The organism is Sphingobacterium gobiense, from assembly GCF_002980575.1.
Taxonomy (GTDB): domain Bacteria; phylum Bacteroidota; class Bacteroidia; order Sphingobacteriales; family Sphingobacteriaceae; genus Sphingobacterium; species Sphingobacterium gobiense.
In genome coordinates, this window is record NZ_PVBS01000004.1 from 60,594 (window position 1) to 85,997 (window position 25,404).

22 protein-coding genes are annotated in these 25,404 nt (G+C 43.2%); 17 read left to right on the forward strand and 5 right to left on the reverse strand.

Going from position 1 to position 25,404, the window contains the following annotated elements; genetic code table 11:
* Window positions 1-309 precede the first annotated feature (309 nt).
* The 14 genes from C5749_RS16555 to C5749_RS16620 are packed head-to-tail and all read left to right on the forward strand — an operon-like array spanning window position 310 to window position 14,384.
* Window positions 310-1,275, forward strand: coding sequence for a hypothetical protein (locus C5749_RS16555; RefSeq protein WP_146113778.1), 966 nt, complete (start codon window positions 310-312; stop codon window positions 1,273-1,275).
* 28 nt (window positions 1,276-1,303) lie between these two features.
* Window positions 1,304-2,269 carry a glycosyltransferase family 2 protein gene (locus tag C5749_RS16560; protein WP_105727350.1) on the forward strand — a complete coding sequence of 322 codons (966 nt, stop codon included), beginning with the start codon at window positions 1,304-1,306 and terminating at the stop codon, window positions 2,267-2,269.
* Complete coding sequence (locus tag C5749_RS16565) at window positions 2,269-3,255, forward strand: glycosyltransferase family protein (protein WP_105727351.1); 987 nt, start codon at window positions 2,269-2,271, stop codon at window positions 3,253-3,255. Before C5749_RS16560 ends, C5749_RS16565 begins: the two co-directional genes overlap by 1 nt.
* Window positions 3,252-4,355, forward strand: coding sequence for a polysaccharide pyruvyl transferase family protein (locus C5749_RS16570; RefSeq protein ID WP_105727352.1), 1,104 nt, complete (start codon window positions 3,252-3,254; stop codon window positions 4,353-4,355). The genes C5749_RS16565 and C5749_RS16570 overlap by 4 nt, the downstream gene beginning before the upstream one ends.
* Window positions 4,356-4,365: 10 nt before the next feature.
* Complete coding sequence (locus C5749_RS16575; RefSeq protein WP_105727353.1) at window positions 4,366-5,571, forward strand: glycosyltransferase; 1,206 nt, start codon at window positions 4,366-4,368, stop codon at window positions 5,569-5,571.
* A gap of 1 nt (window position 5,572) precedes the next feature.
* Window positions 5,573-6,385 carry a glycosyltransferase family 2 protein gene (locus C5749_RS16580; protein WP_105727354.1) on the forward strand — a complete coding sequence of 271 codons (813 nt, stop codon included), beginning with the start codon at window positions 5,573-5,575 and terminating at the stop codon, window positions 6,383-6,385.
* 34 nt (window positions 6,386-6,419) lie between these two features.
* On the forward strand, window positions 6,420-7,931 hold the full coding sequence (locus tag C5749_RS16585) for a capsule assembly Wzi family protein (protein ID WP_105727355.1): 1,512 nt from the start codon (window positions 6,420-6,422) through the stop codon (window positions 7,929-7,931).
* Window positions 7,932-7,986: 55 nt separating this feature from the next.
* Complete coding sequence (rfbB, locus tag C5749_RS16590; RefSeq protein ID WP_105727356.1) at window positions 7,987-9,036, forward strand: dTDP-glucose 4,6-dehydratase; 1,050 nt, start codon at window positions 7,987-7,989, stop codon at window positions 9,034-9,036.
* A 13-nt stretch (window positions 9,037-9,049) separates the two neighbouring features.
* The gene (gene rfbC, locus C5749_RS16595; protein WP_105727357.1) at window positions 9,050-9,610 is read left to right on the forward strand and encodes a dTDP-4-dehydrorhamnose 3,5-epimerase; all 561 of its coding nucleotides are present in this window, start codon (window positions 9,050-9,052) and stop codon (window positions 9,608-9,610) included.
* A gap of 6 nt (window positions 9,611-9,616) precedes the next feature.
* On the forward strand, window positions 9,617-10,495 hold the full coding sequence (gene rfbD, locus C5749_RS16600; RefSeq protein WP_105727358.1) for a dTDP-4-dehydrorhamnose reductase: 879 nt from the start codon (window positions 9,617-9,619) through the stop codon (window positions 10,493-10,495).
* Window positions 10,496-10,516: 21 nt separating this feature from the next.
* The gene (gene rfbA / locus C5749_RS16605) at window positions 10,517-11,377 is read left to right on the forward strand and encodes a glucose-1-phosphate thymidylyltransferase RfbA (RefSeq protein WP_105727359.1); all 861 of its coding nucleotides are present in this window, start codon (window positions 10,517-10,519) and stop codon (window positions 11,375-11,377) included.
* A gap of 29 nt (window positions 11,378-11,406) precedes the next feature.
* The gene (locus C5749_RS16610) at window positions 11,407-12,405 is read left to right on the forward strand and encodes a mannose-1-phosphate guanylyltransferase (RefSeq protein ID WP_105727360.1); all 999 of its coding nucleotides are present in this window, start codon (window positions 11,407-11,409) and stop codon (window positions 12,403-12,405) included.
* Between the two features lie 48 nt (window positions 12,406-12,453).
* The gene (locus C5749_RS16615; protein WP_105727361.1) at window positions 12,454-13,836 is read left to right on the forward strand and encodes a nucleotide sugar dehydrogenase; all 1,383 of its coding nucleotides are present in this window, start codon (window positions 12,454-12,456) and stop codon (window positions 13,834-13,836) included.
* A 56-nt stretch (window positions 13,837-13,892) separates the two neighbouring features.
* A complete protein-coding gene (locus C5749_RS16620; RefSeq protein ID WP_105727362.1) occupies window positions 13,893-14,384 on the forward strand; it encodes an adenylyltransferase/cytidyltransferase family protein in 492 nt (163 codons plus the stop codon).
* A 41-nt stretch (window positions 14,385-14,425) separates the two neighbouring features.
* Here the strand turns inward: C5749_RS16620 and C5749_RS16625 are convergent, their stop codons facing one another.
* The 5 genes from C5749_RS16625 to C5749_RS16645 all read right to left on the reverse strand — a co-directional run bounded on the left by C5749_RS16625 (window position 14,426) and on the right by C5749_RS16645 (window position 20,327).
* Window positions 14,426-15,655: a DUF4374 domain-containing protein gene (locus C5749_RS16625; RefSeq protein WP_105727363.1), complete on the reverse strand. Its 1,230-nt coding sequence runs from the start codon at window positions 15,653-15,655 to the stop codon at window positions 14,426-14,428.
* 29 nt (window positions 15,656-15,684) lie between these two features.
* Window positions 15,685-17,859 (reverse strand): TonB-dependent receptor domain-containing protein, encoded by a 2,175-nt coding sequence (locus C5749_RS16630; RefSeq protein ID WP_105727364.1) that lies wholly within the window; start codon window positions 17,857-17,859, stop codon window positions 15,685-15,687.
* Window positions 17,860-18,068: 209 nt separating this feature from the next.
* Window positions 18,069-19,700 carry a PepSY-associated TM helix domain-containing protein gene (locus tag C5749_RS16635; RefSeq protein WP_105727365.1) on the reverse strand — a complete coding sequence of 544 codons (1,632 nt, stop codon included), beginning with the start codon at window positions 19,698-19,700 and terminating at the stop codon, window positions 18,069-18,071.
* Window positions 19,701-19,702: 2 nt separating this feature from the next.
* Window positions 19,703-19,984 carry a hypothetical protein gene (locus C5749_RS16640; RefSeq protein ID WP_105727366.1) on the reverse strand — a complete coding sequence of 94 codons (282 nt, stop codon included), beginning with the start codon at window positions 19,982-19,984 and terminating at the stop codon, window positions 19,703-19,705.
* 10 nt (window positions 19,985-19,994) lie between these two features.
* Window positions 19,995-20,327 carry a hypothetical protein gene (locus C5749_RS16645; RefSeq protein ID WP_105727367.1) on the reverse strand — a complete coding sequence of 111 codons (333 nt, stop codon included), beginning with the start codon at window positions 20,325-20,327 and terminating at the stop codon, window positions 19,995-19,997.
* Window positions 20,328-20,529: 202 nt separating this feature from the next.
* Between C5749_RS16645 and C5749_RS16650 the strand changes: the two genes are divergently transcribed.
* From C5749_RS16650 to C5749_RS16660, 3 genes are read left to right on the forward strand one after another with little or no spacing between them, the layout of a single operon-like run.
* On the forward strand, window positions 20,530-21,129 hold the full coding sequence (locus C5749_RS16650; protein WP_105727368.1) for an RNA polymerase sigma factor: 600 nt from the start codon (window positions 20,530-20,532) through the stop codon (window positions 21,127-21,129).
* Window positions 21,130-21,175: 46 nt separating this feature from the next.
* Window positions 21,176-22,279, forward strand: a complete 1,104-nt coding sequence (locus C5749_RS16655; protein ID WP_105727369.1) for a FecR family protein — start codon at window positions 21,176-21,178, stop codon at window positions 22,277-22,279.
* Window positions 22,280-22,296: 17 nt separating this feature from the next.
* Entirely contained in the window at window positions 22,297-25,398 is a 3,102-nt protein-coding gene (locus tag C5749_RS16660; RefSeq protein ID WP_105727370.1) for a SusC/RagA family TonB-linked outer membrane protein, read from the forward strand.
* The last annotated feature ends 6 nt before the right edge of the window (window positions 25,399-25,404 follow it).

Genomic DNA, 25,404 nt, shown 5'->3' on the forward strand with positions numbered 1-25,404 from the left:
AACATTCAATTTAAGTCGATTAACATATCTAATAGAATAGATTATTATTTATTTCTGTTATTTCCGTTGTTTTCGTTCTATTTCTATCGTTATGTGGGAATTGGCGGTGGTCTTCAGAAAGGAGCCTATTTTGCTTTTTTTCTTTTAACGACATTATGGGTCGGCAAGTTTATTTTGCGGTCATTTTTAAGCTATAGATACGCAAGATTGGTTCGGATGATGTTATTTCTGATGTGTTTGTCAATTTTCGTCTCGTATTTGTATTGGGGACAAGACATTGTATTGGGGTTTAGAGTGACTGCTTCTTATATGGCAATAATTTATTTTTTTGTTCTTCTGAAATATAGGCCAACCTTAAGAGATTTAAAAAAGTTAATTTATATATACACGTTTGTTTATATCTTATGTTGGACTTATGGAATGATTAAAGCCCCAGAAATAGTTTTTGGCCTGGAAAAAGAAGATGGATTGAAAGACGACCGAGGGCTTTTTCGATTGTCCATTCCTGGTAGAGGGTTTCTAACCCTATGTTTGTTCATGTGTTTGAATGAGTATACATTAACAAAGAAGAAGCTGTGGGTTTTATTTACTATAGCGCTATTTCTAATAACCGTGATGCACGTTATTAGACAGGTTATATTATTATCTGCATTTATCTCGATCTGCTACCTCATTAGAAAGGTGCGATATTTTTGGCTTTACTTTATCATTCTAGTCGTCTCTGCAATTTTTATTGGAAGTATTGATATTAAAGACGACGGTATTCTGGGGAGCATGTTGGCTCTCACGGAGCGACAATTGGATGAACAACGATCGGGGGAAGAAAATGTACGGATTACAGAATATCGATATTTTTTTTCAGAATATTCAAATAGCATTATAACAGCGATTTTCGGGAATGGAGTCCCACATAGCGAGTCGGGATTTGGAAGACGGGAACTAAGAATAAATTCTGATTTTGAATTCTTTGCCAATGATGTAGGGTATGCTGAAATATTTATACGATTTGGCACTTTGGGATTACTAATTTATGCATCCATTTTTATTTCTGCTTTCACTCAGACCGCTTCCGAAAAGACGAATTTTGCTAAACTTTTCATCATATATATAGCGATTGCCAATTTTACTGCTTCGTGGGTTTTTCATGATGTAATTTGTTTAGGCATTTGTCTATATATATTAGAAAGAGACAGTTTATCACAAAAAAGATTTTTCCGAAGAACTGAAGAGTTAAAGAATTTGGTGATCTCTAATAGATTTTTTACTAGAAAATAAAGTGAAGTGTTTGTAAATATGGCAATATATGGAAGAGTTAGAAGGTATTACAGATTTTAAACTAGCGATAGTGATACCGGGGTACAAAAATATTTTTATTGAGAACACCCTTGAATCTATAGCTAATCAAACTAATAAAAACTTTACCGTTTATATCGGCGATGATAATAGTCCTCATGATTTGGGACGGATTTGTAGAGAATATTGTGGGAAAATTAGGTTAGTTTATCGACGATTTGACGAAAATTTAGGAGGAACAAATCTAGTGAATCATTGGAATCGTTGTTTAGAAATGGTAGCGGATGAAGAATGGATTTGGCTATTTTCGGACGATGATATTCTTGATGAGAATTGTGTACAAAACTTTTACGATGAAATAGCTAAGAGCAAAGATATTTTTGATGTCTATCATTTTGATATAAATATCATTGGAGAGAACAATCAAATTCTGTCTTCTCAGAATCAATTTCCAGAAGTGTTACATGTTAAAGACTTTATTTTAAAGAGAAGCGTAGGTTGTATCAAGTCGTATGTGGTAGAATATATTTTTAATAGGACGGTTTTAGAAAATCTTGGAGGTTTTGTGAATTTTCCTATCGCTTGGCATAGCGATGAGGCGACAGTGATTTTTGGAGCATCCAAAACAGGGATTAAAACTATTAGAGGTGGACGTGTAAATTGGCGATCAAGTGAGTTCAATATAACTCCTAACTCAACGTCGTTGAAGGTTGTTGAACAAAAGATCAAAGCTAGTAAAGAGTTTTCAATTTGGCTACAGAAATTTTTGGACACTAATGACATTCGGCTAAATAGAGGCATGTCGTATTATTTGATTAAAAGATTTTGTTATGAATTGCATCTGTATCGGAAATGCATCTCCATGAGAGATACATTTGCTTCACTTAAAGAGTATATCCATAACCTACGATTAGATTATTGGTATCCCTTTTCTCTTCTTATTCTTTTAAAATTTCACATCTTAAATAAACGTTAATGAAGGCATTTGTTTACCCGATGAAGAGTGTTGATACGCTAAAGCTGGAAAATCCTTATTTAAGCCGTTTCACAGAGGCCGTGAACGCTGAATATCCGGTGCTTAATATGGGAGAAAGAACCCGGGGCTTCCTAAATGTTTTTAAATATTTTTTTAAATGTGATGTCTTCTTCCTGAATTGGGTTGAATCTCTTCGTGGATTTAATCTGCCGTTTATTTATCTGTTGTTAACCTTGGCAAAGACTTTTAATAAAAAAGTGATATGGATCCATCACAACTTACAGCCTCATAATGGACTGACTCCTGCTTCCAAGATTATCTTGCAGGCTTTGATGTCCTATTCCTATAGGATAATCATACATACTAAGCAGAGTTTCAAATACCTTCCTAATGAGTTTCACAAAAAATGTATATATATTTTACACCCATATTTTGAAAATCTAAATTATAAAAAAACAGACGCGGTATATGATATTTTAATATGGGGCAGTATGCGAAAAAGTAAAGGTGTTTTGGAATTTCTAAATTATTTTTCTGAAAGTTCTTCACCATTTAAGATTTTGATTATTGGCAAATTTTCTAATGGGGATTATTACCAGAGAGTAAAGGATTCTGTTAAGGGGAACCCAAATGTAACCATAGAAGATAGATATTTATCCGATGAGGAGTTTTTAGATATCCACTGTCTAGCAAAAAAAGTACTGTTTATATACAACGGTCCGAGTGTTCTAAATTCTGGCGCATTGATTAGATCGCTGTCTACCGGAAGGGACATTATTGGGCCTAACAGAGGAGCTTTTATCGATTATAAAGAGCTGGGGTTGGTCGAGACATTCGAAACCTTCGAAGATATTTTAAACCTCGTGAGCAAATCATCTCAAGAAAATGAATCTAAATTGTCTAAGTTGAAAACTTCAATTGAAATGAATAGCTGGGAACAATTTGGAAAGAAAATCAGAAAAGCGCTTCAAACAACCGAGCAATGAAAAATATAATATTCTATCAAGGAAAAACGCAATACTCGAATACTGGGGACGCTCTCATAAACAAAAGTCTAATAGAACATCTTAGACCGTATGCCCAAATCGTTTTAAATAATAAAGGAATGCCGGAGGGTTATTTAAGGGAACTGGGGGCAAATAGACATGAATTGTCGGAAAGAGGAGGCGGAAAATTTATTCTTTATATGGTGAAGGTTGCGTTTTTCAACTTGTTTAGCCGAAAGCACAAGTTGTTTTTCCTAGCTACTCCCCCTGGCCATCAATTTGGTAATGGACCGATAAATTTTATCAAACAGTTTTTACTTACGATCCTTTATTTTCTGCTTTATTTACTTAGGATAAAGATAATCAAAATCGGCTTTTCTATCGGGCCAATCGACAAGGGGGGCGGAATGTTGGAAAGGTGGAAAAGTTACTTTATCCCCTTCTATTATGTACGCGATCCATTATCGTTAGATCTCGTACATCGCATCGGAATTAAAAAAGCAAAATTTTTCCCAGATCTTGCATGGACATATTCCACAGATTTTTGCAGTAATCAAACTGATACGGTTTTCTTTTCTTTTCGAAGTCAAGTGGTTACTGGGGCAGAATGCAACGGATATACCGACGACTTAATAAGTAAGATTGAGCATTTGGCTACAGGAGTATTTGCCACTTTTAAGATTGTAATTGGTTATCAAGTAAAAGAAGATCGAACATTTTGCAAGCTTCTTTACCAAACTATTCGAAAAAAGCGGGAAGTAGAGTTCTACGATAAACAGATACTGCTTTCTACCGCAGAAGTATTTTCATCGTACAAATTTGTTTTAACTAATCGCCTTCACGTAGCCTTGTTGGGATATCAATATGGAGCATTGCCTATCATCTTGTCTGATATAAAAAAACATATGAAAATCAAAGGAATATTTGAATATGCCGCGGCCTCTCCTTTATTGTTGGACGTAAACCAAGAGAAGCTGGCACTTGCCGCCACTACAAGACATTTAGTAGATGATAGTGGCATTATGATGAATGTCCTTGGAGTGAAAGAAAAAGAATATGAGATGCTGACGAACAGTATAGTAGCAGAAATTTTTGAGTAAGAACAATGACATGAAAAACAAGATCCTTTTATTAACTACAATCTACCCTTCGCCCGATATGGATCTAATGAATAGCACCAACGTGTGTCATTATTTTGCTAAAGAGTGGGTTAAAGCAGGCTATGAGGTTCAGGTGGTTTTCAATTATCCTGTATATGCACCAATTGTGCACAAGTTTGCAGAGCTATTAGGCAAACGAGCGGCCTCTGTCGGGCAGAGTTATTTTATTACAAGACAGATCAAAGAATGTAAAGAATATGAAATGGATGGTGTCTCAATATGGAGAGCACCTTTGTATAAAATGGTGCCAAAAGTTGCGGTAAGGCGATCTACCATAGAACATCAAGTAAACCTTATTACATCTCATCTTACAGAAAAATCATTTAAACCTGATTTTATTGTAGCCCATTTTTGTTACCCGCATCTTGAAATGATAGCAAAGCTGAAAAAGTTATATCAAGCAAAAACGGCTATCGTAAACCATATTCAATCGTTACCGCTACGAAAATATATTGGTCCTCAATATTCCGAATATTTTAAAGAAATAGACATCTGGGGGTATCGATCGAAAAATATAAAAAGTGATTTTGAAAAGCAGTTTGGTGTTCAAGCGCACTCATTTATGTGTCATTCTGGTGTACCTAAAGAATATATTGTTAATGAGCCGAGAACATTTTCAAACTCGATTACCAAGTTTATTTATGTGGGGTCTTTGATCAGACGTAAGTATCCCCTTGCTGTTCTACAAGGAATTACTGGTGCTAATCATACTTTAAAATATAGCTTGTCTTATGTCGGAGAAGGCATTGAGCGTAAGAAAATAGAAAAATTTTTAATGACTGCTGATAATCAAATAGCGGTTAGGCTGTGGGGAAACCTTTCCAGAACCGCGGTTTTACAAAAATTGGATGAGGCGGAGTGTTTCATCATGATAAGTAAAGGGGAGACTTTCGGCTTAGTTTATCTTGAAGCAATGGCAAGAGGTTTAATAACTATTGCATCAAAGGGCGAAGGTATGGACGATATTATCGAAGACGGGGAAAACGGCTTCTTTTGTGAATCCGGCAATCCCACATTTTTAGCATCGGTTATCGATCGTATTAACCATTTATCGATTGAAGAAAAGCAACGGATTTCGGCAAATGCTATTGAGACTGCGCGCATGTTCTCGGATGAAGCAGTAGCGGTCAATTATTTACGAGCAATAACAGACTAATATGAAAATATCCATTATCATAGTAGGAATGAATCATCTCCAATATTTGAAAGACCTGTTTCCTTCTATCTTTTCTCTTGGCGCGATCGACGCGACGTTTGAGGTAATCTATGTAGATAATTGTTCTTCCGACGGCTCTGTGTCCTATCTTGAAGAATATTTTCCTCAAGTCCGTATTCTTAAAAATGAAAGCCCCAAAGGGTTTGGAGAAAACAATAACATTGGCGCAAAAGCTGCTAAGGGGAAATATTTAGCAATTATTAATCCTGATATCATTTTATTTAAAAATAGCTTAGACGCATTATTAGAATTTGCCCAACGAAATCCAGGTGTGGGGATAATGGCTCCTAAATTATTAAATAAGGATGAGACTTATCAATATTCAGTAAGAAGGTTCATTACTCCGAATCTTTTTTTGTCTCGCGCATTAGCGAAAGGAGACGACGCCAGGAAAATAAAAGGCAACGCCTATTATCTCTGTAAGGATATGGACACGGAAAAAAACCAGTATATAAACTGGTCTGTAGGAGCCGCGTATTTTATCGCTAAAGAGCATTATGATATGCTAGGCGGATTCGATGAGGACTATTTTCTGTATATGGAAGATGAGGACCTGTGTTTAAGAAGCTGGAAAATGAATCGCCCTGTAGTCTATATGCCCAAAGCCGTTATGATACATAACCATATGCGATCAAGCCGGAAGATTAATAAAAATATGAAATATCACTTCATAAGTTTATTTAAGTTCTGGAAAAAGCACGGAATCGGGATAAAAGATTACGCAGCAGAAGAAAATATTAAAAGATATGATTAATCATATAATTTTCAACGACTTAAAGGCTTAATAGATGATTTCAAGAAGTGGAGTTATTGTAGTATCGCTACTGTATTTAATAACTTTATCACCTTGCAATTTGTTAGCGCAAACTTGGAAGGGCGGAGTTCAATTACAAACGGGAGTTACGTCTAACAAGACTGTACCGTTCTGGCTTCGAACGAATCAGTATGGATCGGTGCCTGTTGATGGTTTTTCCGGTAGTGTTAATGCACAAGTGCAAAGAACATATCGCTATATAGATACGGTGTTGTGGAAACCGGATTTTTCGACTTCTTTTCAAAGTCGGGTTAATATAGGCGAACAGACACAAATACAGTTCATCGAAGCAAAACTTTCGTTAAAGTATGGGTTTTTAGAGTTTGTCGCTGGCAGAGAGAAAGAACATTCTGGCCTCGTGGATTCAACATTGTCTACGGGGTCTTTTTCTTTATCGGGGAATGCGTTGGGTATACCTAAAGTAGAAGCTAGAATTCCGGCATATCAAACGGTGCCATACACCAAGCAGCTATTTGCAGTTAAGGGAAACTTTGCCCTTGGAGCCATGGGAAAAGTTCCCATTCACTATGGACAGAATCAAGGAGATAATGTGAACGCTTATTACCATCACTTGTCATTTTACGGTAGGCTAGGTAAGCCGCGTTGGAGGTTGAAGTTAGAGGGTGCGATCAACCACGATGTAATCTGGGGTTCAGATAAGCATATTTTTGGCGAGCAGTATGATCTGAATGCCATGGAGGCAATATGGTATGTTGTTACAGGCAAAGGATATCGAGGTGCTGATAATTTTGACGGTCGGCTCGACATATCAAAGATTGGAAATCATTTGGGGACGCTAGACTTGGGGCTAACGTATGATTTTAACGCCCTGGAATTAAAACTCTATCATCAATTCTTTTATGACAAGGGCGCATTAAGATATTTAGCAAATGTACGAGATGGCTTAAATGGTCTAAGTTTACGAAATAAGCGGCAAGCCAATTCTGCCTTTCGCTGGGAAAAAATACTTTTAGAGTTCTTTAATAGTAAGGATCAAGGAGGACAATTCGGAGCTCCTTGGACACCTTCCGGTCCCGAATATTACTATAATCACGGTGTATATAGTGAAGGTTATTCATATAAAGGTAGAAGTATCGGCACGCCTTTAATCGTTCCGGCAAAAGATGTCAGAGAAGGAATGGCACACAACCCGAAAGACTTTTTCGTCAGTACACGTGTTTCAGCTTTTCACTTGGGTATTGAGAGTATAGTGGCTAATTGGCGTACTCAAGCAAAATTGACTTATGCGCGGCACTATGGTGATTACCATACTAGCGGTCCACAGGAACAATGGTTTAATGGGCAGCGAATACCTCAAGATTTTTCCTATGGCTTATTCGAACCTGTAAATCAGCTTTCCTACTACTTAAACGGAACGACTACAATTGGGAATAGAATTGATCTTTCTTTTGCCGTAGCCGGCGATAGCGGACGTCTATTTCAGAACAGTATAGGGGGGTATATAGGTGTCGGAAAGAGATTTTAACCCTTAAGATCGACCAAGTTGAAACGAACAGCAAAAAGCATAAAACTAGTCAGATATGAATAAAACTATTTTAATCACCGGCGGTGCCGGTTTCATCGGATCCCACGTTGTCCGTCAGTTTGTTACGAAATATGCAGCATATCAAATCATCAATCTCGATGCGCTTACCTATGCAGGTAATCTGGAGAACTTGAGCGATATCGAAGATTTGCCCAACTACACGTTTGTAAAGGCAGACATCACCGACGAAGCACATATATTGAACATTTTCCGAGAATACCAACCTGACGGAGTGATTCATCTTGCAGCCGAATCACACGTAGATCGGTCGATTACCAACCCGACCGCTTTCGTAATGACAAACGTAATCGGTACCGTAAATTTGCTGAACGCTGCACGCGAAATCTGGAAAGACAATTTTGAGGGTAAACGCTTCCATCATGTATCCACGGACGAGGTATTCGGAGCTCTCGGCGACACAGGCCAATTTACTGAGGAAACGAAATACGATCCTCATTCCCCGTACTCAGCGTCGAAAGCATCTTCCGATCATTTTGTACGGGCGTACCATGACACCTATGGCTTGCCGATCGTGCTGACAAACTGTTCGAACAATTACGGACCAAACCACTTTCCCGAAAAGCTTATACCTCTCTGTATACATAATATCTTAAACAATAAGCCGCTGCCGATTTACGGTGATGGGAAATACACGCGCGACTGGTTATTCGTAATCGATCATGCAAAAGCCATCGATTTGGTCTTCCATAATGGGCGGAACGGTGATTCCTACAACGTCGGAGGTTTCAACGAATGGCAGAATATCGATCTGGTTAACGAACTGTGCAAGCAGATGGACAAAAAATTAGGACGCCCGGTAGGCACTTCCAAGCAACTAATCACTTACGTGAAAGACCGTCCGGGACATGATCTGCGCTACGCGATCGATGCCACCAAGATAAATGCAGAACTGGGATATCGCCCCTCGGTAACGTTTGAGCAAGGGCTTTCTAAGACGATAGACTGGTTCCTGGCTAACCAAGAGTGGTTGGACCGCGTAACGTCGGGCGACTATCAGCAATACTACGAAAAACAATACAAATAGAAACGTTAACAAAATGAAAGTAACAGAAACAAAACTTAAAGGCTGTTTTATTTTGAGTCCCAATAAGTATGGCGATAGTCGCGGCTATTTCTTTGAGAGTTTCAACCAACGTACGTTCAACGAACTGACAGATACAGACACACACTTCGTCCAAGACAACCAATCTTTCTCGACAAGAGGTGTTCTGCGCGGTCTGCATGCCCAGGCCGGAGAACATGCACAAGCCAAGCTCGTCCGCGTGCTGCATGGTACGGTTCTCGATGTAGCCCTTGATGCACGCCCCGAATCAGAAACCTTTGGCCAGCATGTGGCCGTTGAACTTTCCGGAGAAAACAACCAGCAGCTATTCGTGCCGCGTGGTTTTTTGCACGGCTTTGTGGTGTTGAGCGAAACGGCTACCTTTTTCTATAAGTGTGATAATTTCTACAACAAAGCGTCTGAGTGCGGTGTCAGGTTTGACGATCCAGCCTTAGGCATAGACTGGGGTACTCCGAAAGAGAAACTGCTTATTTCTGATAAAGATGCGGTACTACCGAGCTTTAATGAAGTGTTTAACACAAAAGTAGAAGGATAAGTAAAGATGAAAATTTTAGTTACAGGAGCGCGTGGACAGCTGGGATCGGAAATCCGTGAACTCAGTAAGGGAGATAATATACATGAGTACATCTTTGTCGACCGCGATGAATTGCCGTTGAATGATTTGACGACTATTGTAAACGTATTGGATGCCGTCTGCCCAGACGTTATAATGAGTGGGGGCGCCTATACGGCGGTTGATAAGGCAGAGTCGGAACCAGAGTTAGTGGACACCATCAATCACCAAGCTGTTGCAGTGATTGCCGAATGGTCAAATCATCATCGGAAAAGGCTGATACATATCTCTACGGATTATGTGTTCCAAGGAACGAGCGATACGCCTTTAAAAGAAGATGAGCCCACTGATCCAATTAACGTTTATGGGCTGACCAAACAACGAGGTGAGCAGGCTATTCTACAATCCGGTGCGGATGCCGTGATTATCCGTACAGCTTGGGTATATTCCAGCCACGGGGCGAACTTCGTGAAAACGATGATCCGCCTGATGAAGGAACAGGAGGAGATTTCTGTGATTGCCGATCAAATCGGCTCGCCGACTTATGCCGGGGATCTGGCGAAGGCGGTGATGGACATCATACAGAGCGACAACTGGACAAAAGGAATTTATCATTTCTCGAACGAAGGACGCATCTCTTGGTACGATTTCGCGGTCGCTATCCGGGATCTTCAAGGGCTGCAATGTAAGGTCAATGCGATTCCCACTACACAGTATCCTACTCCAGCCAAACGTCCACAATATTCACTGCTGGACAAAAGCAAAATAAAGGCCGTGTATTCGGTAGCTGTTCCCAAATGGTTAGACAGTTTAAAAGTAGCGTTAGCACGCATTAATTCAGACGAACTAGCCTCAACAAATAAATAAGTATCCAATATTTTCATAATTATGAAAGGAATTATACTCGCCGGAGGATCCGGCACCCGACTTCATCCGCTAACTATGGCGGTATCCAAGCAGTTGATGCCCGTGTACGACAAGCCTATGATCTACTACCCACTGTCAACTCTAATGCTAGCGGGCATCCGTGAGATCTTAATTATTTCTACGCCACACGATCTCCCTCATTTTGAAAAACTGTTGGGAGACGGATCACGTATCGGATGTAAGTTTTCATACAAAGTGCAACCCTCGCCCGATGGGCTGGCACAGGCCTTCATATTGGGAGAAGAGTTTATCGGTGATGACAAAGTTGCGCTGATACTCGGTGATAATATTTTCTATGGATCGGGCATGTCCAAACTATTGCAGTCTTGCGCAGATCCGGATGGAGGCTGTGTATTTGCCTACCAAGTGCACGATCCTGAGCGTTATGGCGTTGTAGAGTTTGACAACGATAATCAAGTCGTTTCTATCGAAGAGAAACCAAAAGTGCCGAAGTCCAACTATGCAGTTCCAGGTTTGTATTTCTACGACAACCAAGTGGTTGAGATTGCTAAGAATATAGAGCCCTCGCCTCGGGGAGAGCTGGAGATTACAGATATAAACAAAGTGTACCTAGAGAAAGGTAAGCTTAAGGTCGGTGTTTTCGACCGCGGCACGGCTTGGTTAGATACCGGTACTATTCAATCGTTGATGCAAGCAGGCCAGTTTGTGCAGGTCATTGAAGAGCGACAAGGGATGAAAATAGGTGCAATTGAAGAGGTCGCCTATCGAATGGGGTGGATCGACCGAAAGAAGTTATTGGCAGTAGCCAATCCCTTGCGAAAAAGTGGATATGGAGATTACCTAATGAAAATTGTAGGATAGAGAGTCAAGTAGCGTCAAACAGCAATTTTATGAGTAACATTACACACGTTATTTTATCAGGAGGAGTCGGGAGCCGGTTATGGCCATTATCCCGCAAAAGCAACCCGAAGCAATACTTAAATTTATTTAAGGAGGGCTCGCTTTTCGGTATGACCGTCTTGCGCAACAAGGCATTGTGCGAAAAGGTGACGGTAGTCGGTAACTGTGATAACTACCAATTGAGTAAAGAGGTATTGGAAAGCCAAGGCGTGGCCTATACCGATATTATAGAAGCTACCCCCCGCAATACAGCCGCCGCTATCGCTTTCGCCGCTTTCGCCGCTGAGCCCGACGACATCCTTCTTGTAACGCCATCTGATCATGTCATCGTCGGCGAAGAAGCCTACGCACAGGCCATAGAGCAGGGGATCGAAAAGGCAAGAGAAGGTTATATCGTGACGTTCGGCATCCAGCCCACACGCCCGGAAACAGGGTATGGCTATATCGAATTTGAGAACGATCGTGTACTTTCATTTCGGGAAAAGCCCAATCAAGATACAGCAGAAGATTTTATAGAACAGGGTAACTTTTTATGGAACTCGGGGATGTTCTGTTTTCGAGCCGATACCTTATTGCAGGAGTTGCAACAGTTCGAACCGAAGGTCTATGCGACAGCACTCGCAGCGTGGCAACATCAAAAAGACGGTAAACTCGATGAGCACCTTTCAAAGAAAATCCCATCGATCAGTATAGACTATGCGGTCATGGAGCGCTCCAAAAAAATTCGGGTTGTCGCTACGGAATTCGAATGGTCTGATCTGGGATCATTTGAAGCCCTGTATGATTATCTGCTATCTACCGGATATTCCGTTGATGAGCAAGGGAACATGGTTCTTGGATCCGATATGTATACCGCTTTTGTCGGGCTGAAAGATACCATTGTGGTCTGCACGGATGATGCACTACTGTTTGTACAGAAAGAAAAATCCCAGGATGTGAAGAAAATTTACAACACCTTAGAAAAGCATCAATCGAAATTGATCGATTAACGCAAGACATCTATCAAACACGGAAGATGTAGAAAACGATTATTTAAAATGAAACCAATAAAAAAAATCACCTGCATCGGAGCAGGTTACGTTGGGGGGCCTACGATGGCTGTCATTGCGCAAAAGAACCCGAACATTCAGGTGACCGTAGTCGACCTGAACCGCGCCCGTATTGCCGCCTGGAACGACCACGACCTGAATAACCTACCAGTATACGAGCCAGGTCTGGATGCCGTGGTTAACGAAGCCCGTGGACGGAATCTATTTTTCTCCACCGAGGTCGAAAAGGCAATCGATGAGGCGGATATGATCTTCATCTCTGTCAATACACCGACCAAAACCTACGGTAAAGGTAAGGGGCAGGCGGCCGACCTGAAATTTATCGAACTCTGTGCACGTCAGATCGCAGCAGTCGCTAAAGAAGATAAGATCGTGGTGGAGAAATCTACGCTACCAGTACGCACTGCAGAGGCGCTGAAAAGTATATTAGATAACACAGGCAATGGCGTGAATTTCCAAATCCTGTCCAATCCGGAGTTCTTGGCCGAAGGGACTGCCGTCACGGATCTGCACAACCCTGACCGCGTACTGATCGGCGGCGAAGACGAACAGGCCATAGAAGCATTAGTGCAGGTCTATGAAGCCTGGGTACCACGCGAGCGCATTTTGACAACCAACCTATGGTCGTCCGAACTTTCGAAATTAGTAGCAAACGCTTTCCTAGCACAGCGCGTATCCTCCATCAATGCCATTTCCGAGTTATGCGAAGTGACCGGAGCCAATGTGGATGAGGTTGCCAGAGCTATTGGGCAGGATTCACGGATTGGACCAAAATTCCTCAAGGCATCCGTAGGCTTCGGCGGCTCCTGTTTCCAGAAAGATATCTTGAACCTAGTATATATAGCCAGAACATATAACCTGCATGCAGTCGCGGACTACTGGGAACAGGTCATTATCATGAACGACCACCAGAAGACGCGCTTTGCCGAAAAGATTATCCAAACGATGTACAATACCGTGAACGGCAAGCATATTGCGTTCCTAGGTTGGGCCTTTAAGAAAGATACGAACGACACACGTGAATCCGCAGCCATCTATGTCGCTGACCACCTGCTGGACGAAGAAGCCCATGTAGTAGTGTATGATCCAAAGGTATCCGCAGAACAGATATATAAGGATCTGGATTATCTAGGCACACGTTCTCCGGAGGATAATCGCAGATTGATTAAGGTAGTCGATAATCCTTATGAGGCGCTGGACGCTGCACATGCTGTGGCCGTGTTAACGGAATGGGACGAATTTAAAGGTTACGATTGGGCAAAGATCAAAGAGGGGATGAAGCGACCATCATTCGTTTTTGACGGGCGTAAACTATTGGACAGAAAAGAATTGAATAGATTAGGCTTTGCGTATTACGCTATAGGGGAGTAACTCTTCCATTCGTACAAAAACAACAAGATTTTCGATTTACCTAAATAATAATAATTATGAAAAGCAAAGAAAAACCAGCTACAAGAAGAAGAGAAGACTACAACCCCGGCCCACGTGTCGGGATCACCTTTTCGACGTTTGACCTACTACACGCCGGGCACATTATGATGTTGGCCGAAGCGAAGCGCCAATGCGATTATCTTATCTGCGGCTTGCAAATGGATCCTACGTTGGATCGACCGGAGAAAAACGCACCTACCCAAACGGTAGTAGAGCGTTACATCCAACTAAGGGGCTGTCAATATGTTGATGAAATTGTCCCCTATTCCACGGAGCAAGATCTGGAAGATATCCTTCGTTCCTTTAAGCTGGACGTGCGCATCGTAGGTGATGAGTATGCTAATAAAGACTTCACGGGTAGAAAATATTGCGAGGAAAAAGGCATTACGTTGTATTTCAATAGCCGTGATCATCGTTTTTCCAGTTCGGGACTACGCAAGATCGTATACGATAAAGAGAACGAAAAAAACGGAAAAAGAACGGGCTAGCAAAGCCCGTTCTTTACATCTAATATCGCCTGGAAAGATCGTTAATTCAAACGGCTGATGGCCGTTATCGTTCCACCTTCCACCTTTAGCCCTTGGGTAGCCGTCGCTGTTTCCGCATTTATATTGTATACATAACTGATACCACTTTTTAAGGTAACGCCGATAGCTACCGTCTTACCGTCTAGTGGTGTATAGTTATTGGTCGTCACGTTGGCAATGTTGCTCGCGTCCGGAAAGCCCGTTACAAATGCTACCGACTTCGATGCAAAATCAATGATACCGATGTGTGCACCCACACTATAAACGCCCTTCTCCGCTTTTGATGTGAAATGGCCAACGGCTTTGCCGTTCCCGATATAGGTCCAGTTAGTGATATTGTGACCACCCGTTTCGGCCTCCAGATCAAAATAATAATCATCAAATTCTGTTGAGCCCGCTTTGATACGTGTGATGGCAGATGGTTTTGTCGAATTGAAGACATTATCCTTACCATTGTTTATGGCAATAGCGGGAGAAAATGCATAAACATCGCCGTTTTCCACTTTCGCCAAACCATCTACAAAATACCGACCGATATAGCTGGTCCGATCATCTTTGATCACTTTTTCCAATTGCATTTGGGGGTAGGAGTATACAGCTATCCACGCATTGTCGGGATAATCGGTACCCCATCCAGCCTCTTCTGTGGCTTTGATGCTGAAGAAAGGCGCGAAGACCTTATTTCCTACTTGTTTTATCCACGAAAAATGGGCAATTTCACTATTTCCAGTGAGTTCCTCGTGTGTGTTGATTTTACCACTTCGCACGATGTTGAGCGCATCGGTATCTACGCTGTACCATTGTGATTCCTGAGTCGTCAAGTTGCGCGCAACTTTCACCAGCAAGATGTCGTTATTAACCGGAGCGAAGGCGTGGACCGTTTCTGTCTGGAAATTGGTCACCTTACGTAACAAACCGTCCTGTAAGTTGTACGCGGTAACAGCACCCGGGTTTCCTTGTCCGTACAGCATGCTATAAAATCTATTATTGTGCGTTAAATAGTAACGATAGGTTCCATCTTGTTCGGTCCCGTTTCCCGCCGTACTGATCGTTCCACTTTCCAGTGTAGGTGCATTGATCAGGTAATCGGCTACACCGGTTTGCGCAACCGGTGTAACGGCTACTACGAAATTGCCTCTGGTCTGTCTGTCGATGTCTTCATCTTTGTCGCATGAACTGAAGCCTAGCGCTAAAAAACCTAGCCCCAGCGCAACATTTTTAATTGCTTTCATTGTATTTAAATTATGATATAAACGAATTGTTATTGATTGTGTAAGAAATACCGAAATTTGATATAGAAACCACGACTTGGCTTCTGTAGGCTGAAGTTATCGTACAACAAAGCGTCGGTCAGATTTTTACACTCCAGCGCGATATTATATCGTCCGTTCTGCATGGTATAAGTAATATTGGCGTCGTGCGCCAGCTGCTGCGGTACAAACTTTTTATCGCCTCCCCGGCTCGGCCAGTACAGATAAAATTGATGGACATACAGCAGGTTGTATCCTATGCTTAGCCGATTGCCCTTTCCGCCAAAATCTTTGAGGAACAACGAAGCATCGGCATTCCCAAAAGCGTAAGGAAGGTTAGGCATGCGGTCTTGATAAACCGGGCTGATGCTGGTGTAGCCCGGCTCATACTTTTGTTCGTTCCGCACATTTTGATACGTAAAGTTAGCCCCGGCAATAAGAAGATCACGGAACGAATAGCGCACCTCGACGTCACCACCCATATTAGAGACACCGTCTAGGTTGGCCGGTACGTATTTCGATTGGTTGTTATTCAAAATCCGATAGATATAATCGGTAGAATAACGGTAGATCGCGCTCCCCGAAAAGGAAAAATGGTGCGCATCGTGGAGCGAGAAGAAATAAGACAATCCGAGATTAGCGTTATGGCTCGACTCAGGTTTTAAACGGTAGTTACCTTCCAAGTTTTCTACATCTCCATATAACTCATCGCTTTCGGGCAAGCGTATACTTTTTTCATACGATCCTTTTAATTGTAACTTGGGGTTCAAAAAGTAAGTGGCCGCAGTTCCGTAACCGAAGTAGTTGTGACTTTTCCGGGCTTCCTGATAAAACTCTTGCTTGGTTACTGGATCTGTTCCCAAGGTATCCGTGATGGCCGTCTGATGGTAAAACTTACCAAAAACAGAAATATTCCATTTATCCGCAACATCATAAATATAGCCTGCGCCCAAGATGTTCTTGTTTGTCTTCTTGGGCACATTATAGCGTGCTTGGTTCGGATTCAGCTCGTTTTCACCTTTACGATCAAACGTGTTGAAAACGTTGTTCAGCGTTATCTGTTGATTTTCGTTTATTCGATAATTCACGGTTGTCGTAGCCAGACCGTTGTTGTTCCGGTAACGGTAAAGTCCGCCATCACGCTCACCGCCCCCGCGGCCCGTCTCGGTTGGTTCACCTATCCAATAATAGCGCAACGCAACGGTATCAATGCTCCTTTCCTCTCCAAAATTATAGTTGGCGTTGAGGGTTACGTCCAGCCCTTCCAATAGCAAGTCTTTTTTCTGGTAGCTCAGCGATGGCATCAAGAGATTGCCCCTACGGTGCCAGTCCCCAAACACCGAAACCATCCGTGCACCGGTTTGCATCTCCTTATAATTCTGACCAACTGTCATCCCTAATAAGAGCCTATCCGCATAGACTTTATTGACAACGCCTAGCTTCGCTACAAGCGTTTCGTTATGATACTGGTCATGAAACCGTCTCAACCGCTGGTTGCGAAAGTATTGACCGGATGCGTCGGAGGCCTCATCTAGCGTTACCCAGTAGTTGTTGTCCGAATAATTCTGAAAGGCACTGAGCTGTAGGGTAAATCCCGTTTTGCTCGTCATGCCTGCATTGATGGCCGTCCGATGCGTATTGAACGAGCCATAGGAATAGGATACGTCCACGTAATTACCGATATTGCGGGATGAAACAATGTTAACGGCACCGCCCAAAGCATCGGAACCCAACCAGATGGGCACCACGCCTTTATACACTTCTACTCGGTCGGCAAAATTGATCGGAATATTATTAATCTGGAAGGAGGTTCCCATATTATCGATCGGTACCCCATCCAGAAAGAACCGGACGTGATTGCCCGAAAACCCATTCAAAGAGAAATTGATATTAGAGCCTACACCACCAGTCTCCCGGACCCGAACACCGGACACCCGGTCCAGGGCATGGGAAAGATCAAGTGTCGTATTGTGTAGGGATTTTGCATCCAGCGCTGTCACGTTAAACGCCTGCCGGTTTACTTCCTGTACCTGCGTGCGCCCATGAACCACCACGCTGTCAATCAGCCGCCTGTCCTGTGGTATACCGGTATCGCTTGTATCGCGCCTAACCGCCTGTGCTTGGAGGGAACCCACAGAAATCACTATAGCCCATAGCACGGCTGTGTAAATTTTATTATATTGCATCACTTTAGTTTGACGATTAAAGTTTGGTAGACAACATCTACCTTATGGAGGTCTGGTTGCCGCCAGGCCTCTTCTTGTTATATAACTTCCGAAACAGATTGCCGTCTATTATCGGAGAGTTGCGTTTCATTTACTATATTATTTAGATTAAATATAAACAACACGACAAAGTTATCACTTGAGATCACAAATCCAAAAAGAAAATTTTTTTAACGGTTGAACCCCTTTCGCTTAGCATCATCCCGTTGTATTTTAATAAAGGCGATAATCGCAACGATCGCTATGGCTATCCACAGCAAATCAAAAAAGAGAATATCGGTCTCACCAGCTGCAAAGGTTTTCCATATCCATTTACCACTATATACACCATTCACCACCGGAATGCACAGCCCCAATATGGCGCCTGCTAAAAGCGTCTCCTGGTTAGTAGCGCGAAGATTTCTCCGTAACACATAAAAAACCGACAAAGCAAGCCAGCTGTAAAAATATACCGAATAGATAAATTGCTGATCCACGTCTGGATCAACCTTAACAGCGATAAAAGTCAGCGCTGTTACAGGAAGCATGGTCAAGCATATGGCAATAAATACGTTGCTCGCCCAAAAGTTGAATACCCGTTTGCGCTTCGGAACATTCTTTTTATCCCGCGCCACCAACCATATCAGAATTCCCGATATAATAACTATGCAGCCCATAATACCCAAAATAAAAAAGGTTATTTTGACAGGATAACCACCGAAATCCCCAAAATGGAGATGATAGATAATGCTAGACACTTTATCTTTATAAGACGAAGCCGTATGCGGATCTTTTTCATAAACCAGCATATTATCCTGAATACGATAAACCGCTTTACCTTCACCAGAAAAATTCAGCTTGGGATTAGGCTTCGCATGCACAATGAGGTGCATGCTTTCATCGCCATAATTTTTGATAAAGATGCGGCTAAATTCGGCCCCTTCCCATTTTTGCTCCAATTCGGTGAGGTACTGCTGCATGTTGAAATCCTGATCGATAGGCTTGTAAAGGTATTCGTAGGTTGTACCATCCGAGAAACCCAAGTCCTGATAAAGCTCTTGCTGTTTGCCATCATAGAGATATTTGCTCAATGGTGTGACGAGCACCCAATTCACGATCAGAATAATGCCGGTCAAGGCAAAAATAAACTGAAAAGGAAAGCCAATGACGCCCAATGCCGTATGCATGTCCGTCCATACGGTTTTCCATTTGCTCCACGGCCGGAAAACAAAGAAATTCGATACGATCTTATCCCAGTGCAGCAGTAGTCCGGTAATCAGCGCGAAGAGAAACAAAAAAGATACTAATCCAGCCAAGGTATAACCAAATGGAGCGCCTATATTAATCGGAACTTGGTTCAGTTGGGCTAGAAAATGCAGTCGGTAAAGAAACTCGCCCATGTCATAACTTTCCGTATAGGTACTGGCTTTTTCATGGTGGAAGTCATAGTAGAAGAAAGTCGCATCTCCGCCTCCACGGCGTCCGCGCCGCCCACCTTCGGTTGCCACTTGTTGCGTTTTGCTGACGGTGGTATCCTTGGACACCCCCATATTGACCGAAGCACCCAGCGAATTGGGTTGCATATAAAACGTAATGTCCCTCCCCTTCAGATCATGTGTTTGGCGAAGCGAATCCAACAAGAAATCAAAATCTTTCTCAGCATTCTTATTCGCCTCATACGAGACACCATGTTGCCAGGCCCGTATCTCATGCTTGAAGAAAGAGAAGGAACCGGCAAAAAAGATAACATATAATAAGGCACAGATAATAATGCCGCTGATCGTATGCGTATTGAAATAGATATTGTAGTTACGTGTGTTCATCGTTAGGCGTGTAAAAAATGAAATAGGAGATAAAAAGCTACCGTCAGCACCGTGTAAATCAGCCATGTCCACCAACCATTCTTTGCCAGAAAGGCGTACAGCAGGAGAACCGCCCATAGCACATAACCCGATAAATAGGCGGTGATCACCACATCCTTATCGTGGAATATACAGGTTAGCATTAGATGGAAGCTCAGCATGACCAAATAACCTCCCACAAAACCTCCTGTAATTTTCAGAAAACGCTGGAAGGGACTACTTAAATATTTCTTATTTGCAGGCATAATCGATAAACTAAAAGATGAACGTTTCCATGAGGAGCGATAAAACAAAGAGACTAAGGAGCTGATTCCAGCGAATATACCTTAAGGGGTTGAGGAGCACGATGACACAGAGCACCGCCATGAGGTAACCGCCAAATGCAAAGGTCCCCGAGCCGATGCCTTGATCGATAATAACCACGACCCATGATACTATAAACAGCACGGTAGCTATTGCCTTTGCTCTCTTACCGTCTTGCGTAACACGCAGAAATGCAGCGGGCACTTTGCCCAGCCTTGCTTTTTTGGAGGTAATGTACAGTAAGTAACAACCTATAAAGAGTACCAAAAAGAGTAAACTATACATCTGCTATTTAGATTTGATTTAAATAAAGGCAAATATAGACGTTTTTATTAAACCGGTGAAAAATATTTAGGATGCGAACGTATTTTTTGCAGAATTTGCGAGGTAATACTTAATAATTTGATAACACATATCCGATGTCGCCATGCTATGTTTTTGAATAATTTTGCCCTGAGTTTCCCGTTTGACGGGCTCAAAAGTTCGTATGGAAAAGCTAAAAAATGAAGAATTAGACATACAACGCCTGACAGCCGGCGATGTATCGGCTTTTAATCGATTATATGAACGCTATCACAAAGCCGTGCATGCAAATGTACTGAAGTTGGTAAAAGCGCCGGAAACAGCTAAAGAAGTACTCCAAGATGTTTTCTTGGCATTGTGGCAGAACCGTTTCAAATTCGACGGAAAAGATTCCGTTGCCGGCTGGCTATTTGTTGTCAGCTATAATAAATCGCTGAAAGTGCTGCGCCAAAGACTAAATGAATCGGTATCATATGTAGCCGAATATACCGTCGAGCCCGTCGATGATAGTGACAAAATTGCTGCAGAAGAGGAGCGCTATCTGCTACAGATGGACCTGCTTGATGAGGCGGTGGCGATTCTTCCCGCTCGAAAAAAAGAAGTCTTTACATTATGTCGCTATGAAGGGCGCACAAAAGAAGACGTAGCCGAAATGCTCGGCATCAGCCCGCAGTCCGTAACCGATTACCTGAAACAGTCCAATGCTGCAATAAAGGAATATGTGGGGCAGCATTATCCGACATATGCACACAGTATAGTTTATTTATTCTTCATAATTTCTTAATCTAAAAAACCATCCCTTTTTTAAGTCAGCTGGGTATTTACAGCTGATGATGGAAGAACTAAGAAAGCGGATCACCAATTTTTGGAAAGGGCACTTGAGCAAACAAGAGCAACGTAACCTGCTCGAGGAGCTTCAGGAAAAAGAAGAAGATCTACAAGCGATGTTAGCGCAGGATTTCGAATCTGAAAATCCAGAAAAAAGGGAACTGCTATCCGATAGCGAATATCGACAGTTACTAACTGAATTGCAGGAGCGTATGCTGCCTGCAAGCGATAATTCCAGAAAAGTGGTCCTATGGCGGCGTGCGCTGATTGCTGCTGCAGTCCTCCTCATCGGTATCGGCACTTCGATCCTTGCCTGGAAAGCAAACCATCCACAGGTTAGCACCGTAGCGTCTACCCATACCGGACAGGACACTATTCACCTAGTCAATAAGGAGAAAGTAGATAAACAAGCCGTCCTGGCGGATGGCTCGATCGTCATCCTTTCGCCCGGGAGCGCGTTGTCTTATCCTTCGGATTATGGTGCAAACAATCGCGAGCTGCACTTGCGTGGACAAGGGCGTTTTTCAGTCGTCCGTGATGCATCACGCCCATTCGTCGTATGGGCTAACGGTTATACCACGACCGCACTGGGTACAGAATTTACCATCGACACGCGGCATGCCGATCGGCTGCATATTCAGCTCTTATCGGGAAAAATAGTCGTGAAATCGACGTCAAGTGCTAACCTGTCGATGGTCGATCAATATCTATTTCCCGGCGATCAGCTTGAAATACAGACGAGAACAGGCACATTAGCGTTGACCAAACAAAAAAAGAAAACGAAACAACCAAAACCGGAAGATACTTCGGACAGCGTTATTGTTCCGGCTGTCGCGGTCATGAAGTTTGAAGACACCCCGCTGCAGACCGTGTTCGAAACTGTTGCACGTCACAAAGGTACGCCAATATTCATCGAAGAAAATTTGCTTACCGGACTCAGTTTTACGGGCGAGTTTAGAGACGACGAATCTTTGCAGGCTATTGTCAGTGTCATCTGTCAGATGAATAACTTAACCTATACTGAAACCGGTGAGCATATCCATATACAGCAAAAGCAAAATAATACAATCGAAGAAATTAAGAAGAGTGAAATACAAATCAAGTAAATAATCAAAATAACGACATGAAGAAAAGAAACATTGTCAAAACCTTTAGATTGGCTATCGGTGGTCTTGCACTATTTGTGGCAGCCAATGCCTGGGCGCAATCCGGAGGGCAGTTGCGCGGAACCATTATGGACCATACCGGCGCCACGATTCCGGGAGCCACGGTCCAACTTCTAGATGCCAACGGAAAACCCGTCGCCCATGTTTCTACCGATGCGAAAGGTATGTTTACGCTAGGTGGCATGCATACGGATGGGAAGTACCGTATCAAGGTTAGCATGCTTGGATACGAACCTTATGAGACAGCAGCCAAGCAGGTAAAAGAAGGGGAAAGCAATTCGATGCTGATTCGTTTGAGCGAAGAATCTTCCGAATTAAATGAAATAGTTGTGGTGGGCTATGGGCAGCAACGCCGTGGCGATCTGACTACAGCCGTCAGCTCATTGCCTAACGTAGATACACAAGTCAATCGGCCGGTGACTAACTTAGGCGACATGATGCAGGGCAATGTGGCCGGCGTAACGGTGATGTCAGCCGGCGGAGACCCCTCCCAAAACCCCAAGGTGTTGATCCGCGGTATGAATACACTGAACGATAACGAACCCCTCTATGTAGTGGACGGTATGCCCTACTACGGCGGGCCGATCAATCCCAATGATATCGAGTCGATGGATATTTTAAAAGATGCCGCCGCCGCAGCAATATATGGTGCGCAGGCTTCCTCAGGTGTGATCGTTATTACGACAAAAAAGGGCGTAGCCGGAGCGCCTAAGCTCAACGTAGATCTGTACCGCGGCTGGCAAACCGCCAATAACCTACCTTCTGCGCTTAACGCCCAGCAGTATGCACAGACTTATAACACGGCCTATGCCAATGATGAGCTGAACCTTCTGCCGGCACACGATCCGGAACAGAACCCGTGGGGGCAGGTAACGCGGACGAACTGGATGGACGAAATTTTCCAGACCGGCGATATCCTGAATGCCAATGTGCAGCTTTCGGGCGGTAGCGAAAAGGCGGCTTATAGCTCTTCCTTTGGTTACCATGATAAAGAAGGGTTACTGCTCAATACCGGTTATAAGCGTTTTGCTTACCGATTGAAATCCGAATTTAATTTCGCAGACCGTGTTACCGTAGGGCAGAACTTCTATCTGAACCATACCGCGGCACTTGGAACAAACACCGAAAGCAGTTACAGTGGCTCGATTATAAACGCCATCTATATGAACCCTGCAGCCCCGGTATATGATGAAAATGGCCTATTCCACGGCACCGTCCCATTCGACCTATCCGGTTTTTCCAGTGCCTATGGTGATACCTATAATCCTGTGGCGCTGCTGTTGCGCCCCAGTGTCAACAATCCTACGGTCGACGTTAATGGTAACGCTTTTGCATCCGTAAATATGCTAGACGGCCTGACGTTCAAGTCCAATTTTGGTATTAACCTGCGCCGTTACTCTTATAAACGGTTCGATCCTAAAATTCCAGAAATCGGCCGCACAAATGGCAATAATTACCTCACGCATGAGGAACAACGTGAAAACCGCTGGATATGGGATCAGCAATTAAACTATACCCGTAACTTTGGCAGCCATAATCTTGATGCGGTGGCGGTTTACTCTGCGCAAAAGGCACGTTATGAGCAGTTCTATATACAGGCTAGAGGTTTTGAACGCGAAGAGGGTTGGAACCAGTATATCGGCAATGCGGCTGAAATTCCGGAGCTACCTACGAGCGACGTTTGGGAAGATGTCCTGACCTCGGCTATAGCCCGGGTTAACTATAACTATGACAATCGGTATTACGTTGGGGCAAGTATCCGCCATGACCGTACTTCGCGCCTATCAGAAGAAAACCGTTCGGATGTATTTCCATCGGTTTCTGCCGCTTGGAAAATATCCTCGGAGCCGTTTTTCGACAGTTCGATCATAAACGACCTTAAGCTTCGTGTTTCCTGGGGCCAGATTGGCAATATCCGTTCGGTAGAAAAATATGCCTACAATATCCCCCTAACTACAGGTGTGTCTACACCCCTAGGTTCCGATAATACCTTAGTTCGTCATTACGCCAGAACAAAACAATTCAATCCCGACATCGTCTGGGAACGTTCCGAGTCGTTTGACGTGGGGCTCGACATGATGGTATTCAATAAACTTAGCATCGTAGCTGATTACTATCGGAAAACGACCATCGGCATGATTCAAGAAAACGACGCCAACCCGCATGTGGGGGTGGAGAGCGGTCCGACAGCGAACGTTGGAGACGTGCGCAACGAAGGCTTCGAGATCGGCGCTCGCTACAACGATCAGTTTGGAGATTGGCAGATCGGGTTTAATGCGAATGTCGGTTTTAACAAGAATGAACTCTTGAACCTGGATGGTTATTTTAACGACTTTATTGCACATCCTTCCCACGTGCGGGGAGTGCTGTTGCCCTATCGCTCCACAACCGGCCAACCGCTTTATTCCTACTACATGATCCCTACAGCGGGTCTTTTTGGATCAGATGCCGAAGCCGAAGCTTATAAAAACTCTTCAGGCGAACGGCTGCAGTCCAATGCAAAAGGGGGGGACCTGAAATTTGTCGATACCAACGGTGATGGCGTGACCAGTGACGCCGACCGGGTCTACATGGGCAGCGCTATCCCCAAGTTCACCTACGGATTTTCCGCTAATGTGGCGTATAAGAACTTCGATCTTAGTATGCTTACTTACGGCGTATCGGGAACAAAGATCTTTAATGGGTATAAATATACGGCTTTTAATACAGGCTTGCAGGGCTATAACCTAGACAGCCGCGTGCTCGATGCCTGGACACCCGAAAACACGGATACCGATATACCCCGGTTGACGAGGAACGACCCTAACGGAAACTTCGGTAAGGTGTCCGACTGGTATCTGGAGAACGGCGATTATTTCCGGATTAAAAACATCACGATAGGGTACCGGGTTCCGTCATTGTTGGGTAAATTACAGACTAGGGTATATTTCTCGGCAGAGAATCCTTTTACGTTTACCTCCTACTCCGGCATTGACCCTGAAGTAGGCGATATTGGCCTGGATGTGGGCAGGTACCCTTTGGCAAAAACTTTTACCGTAGGACTTAACGTTAATTTTTAATATTTC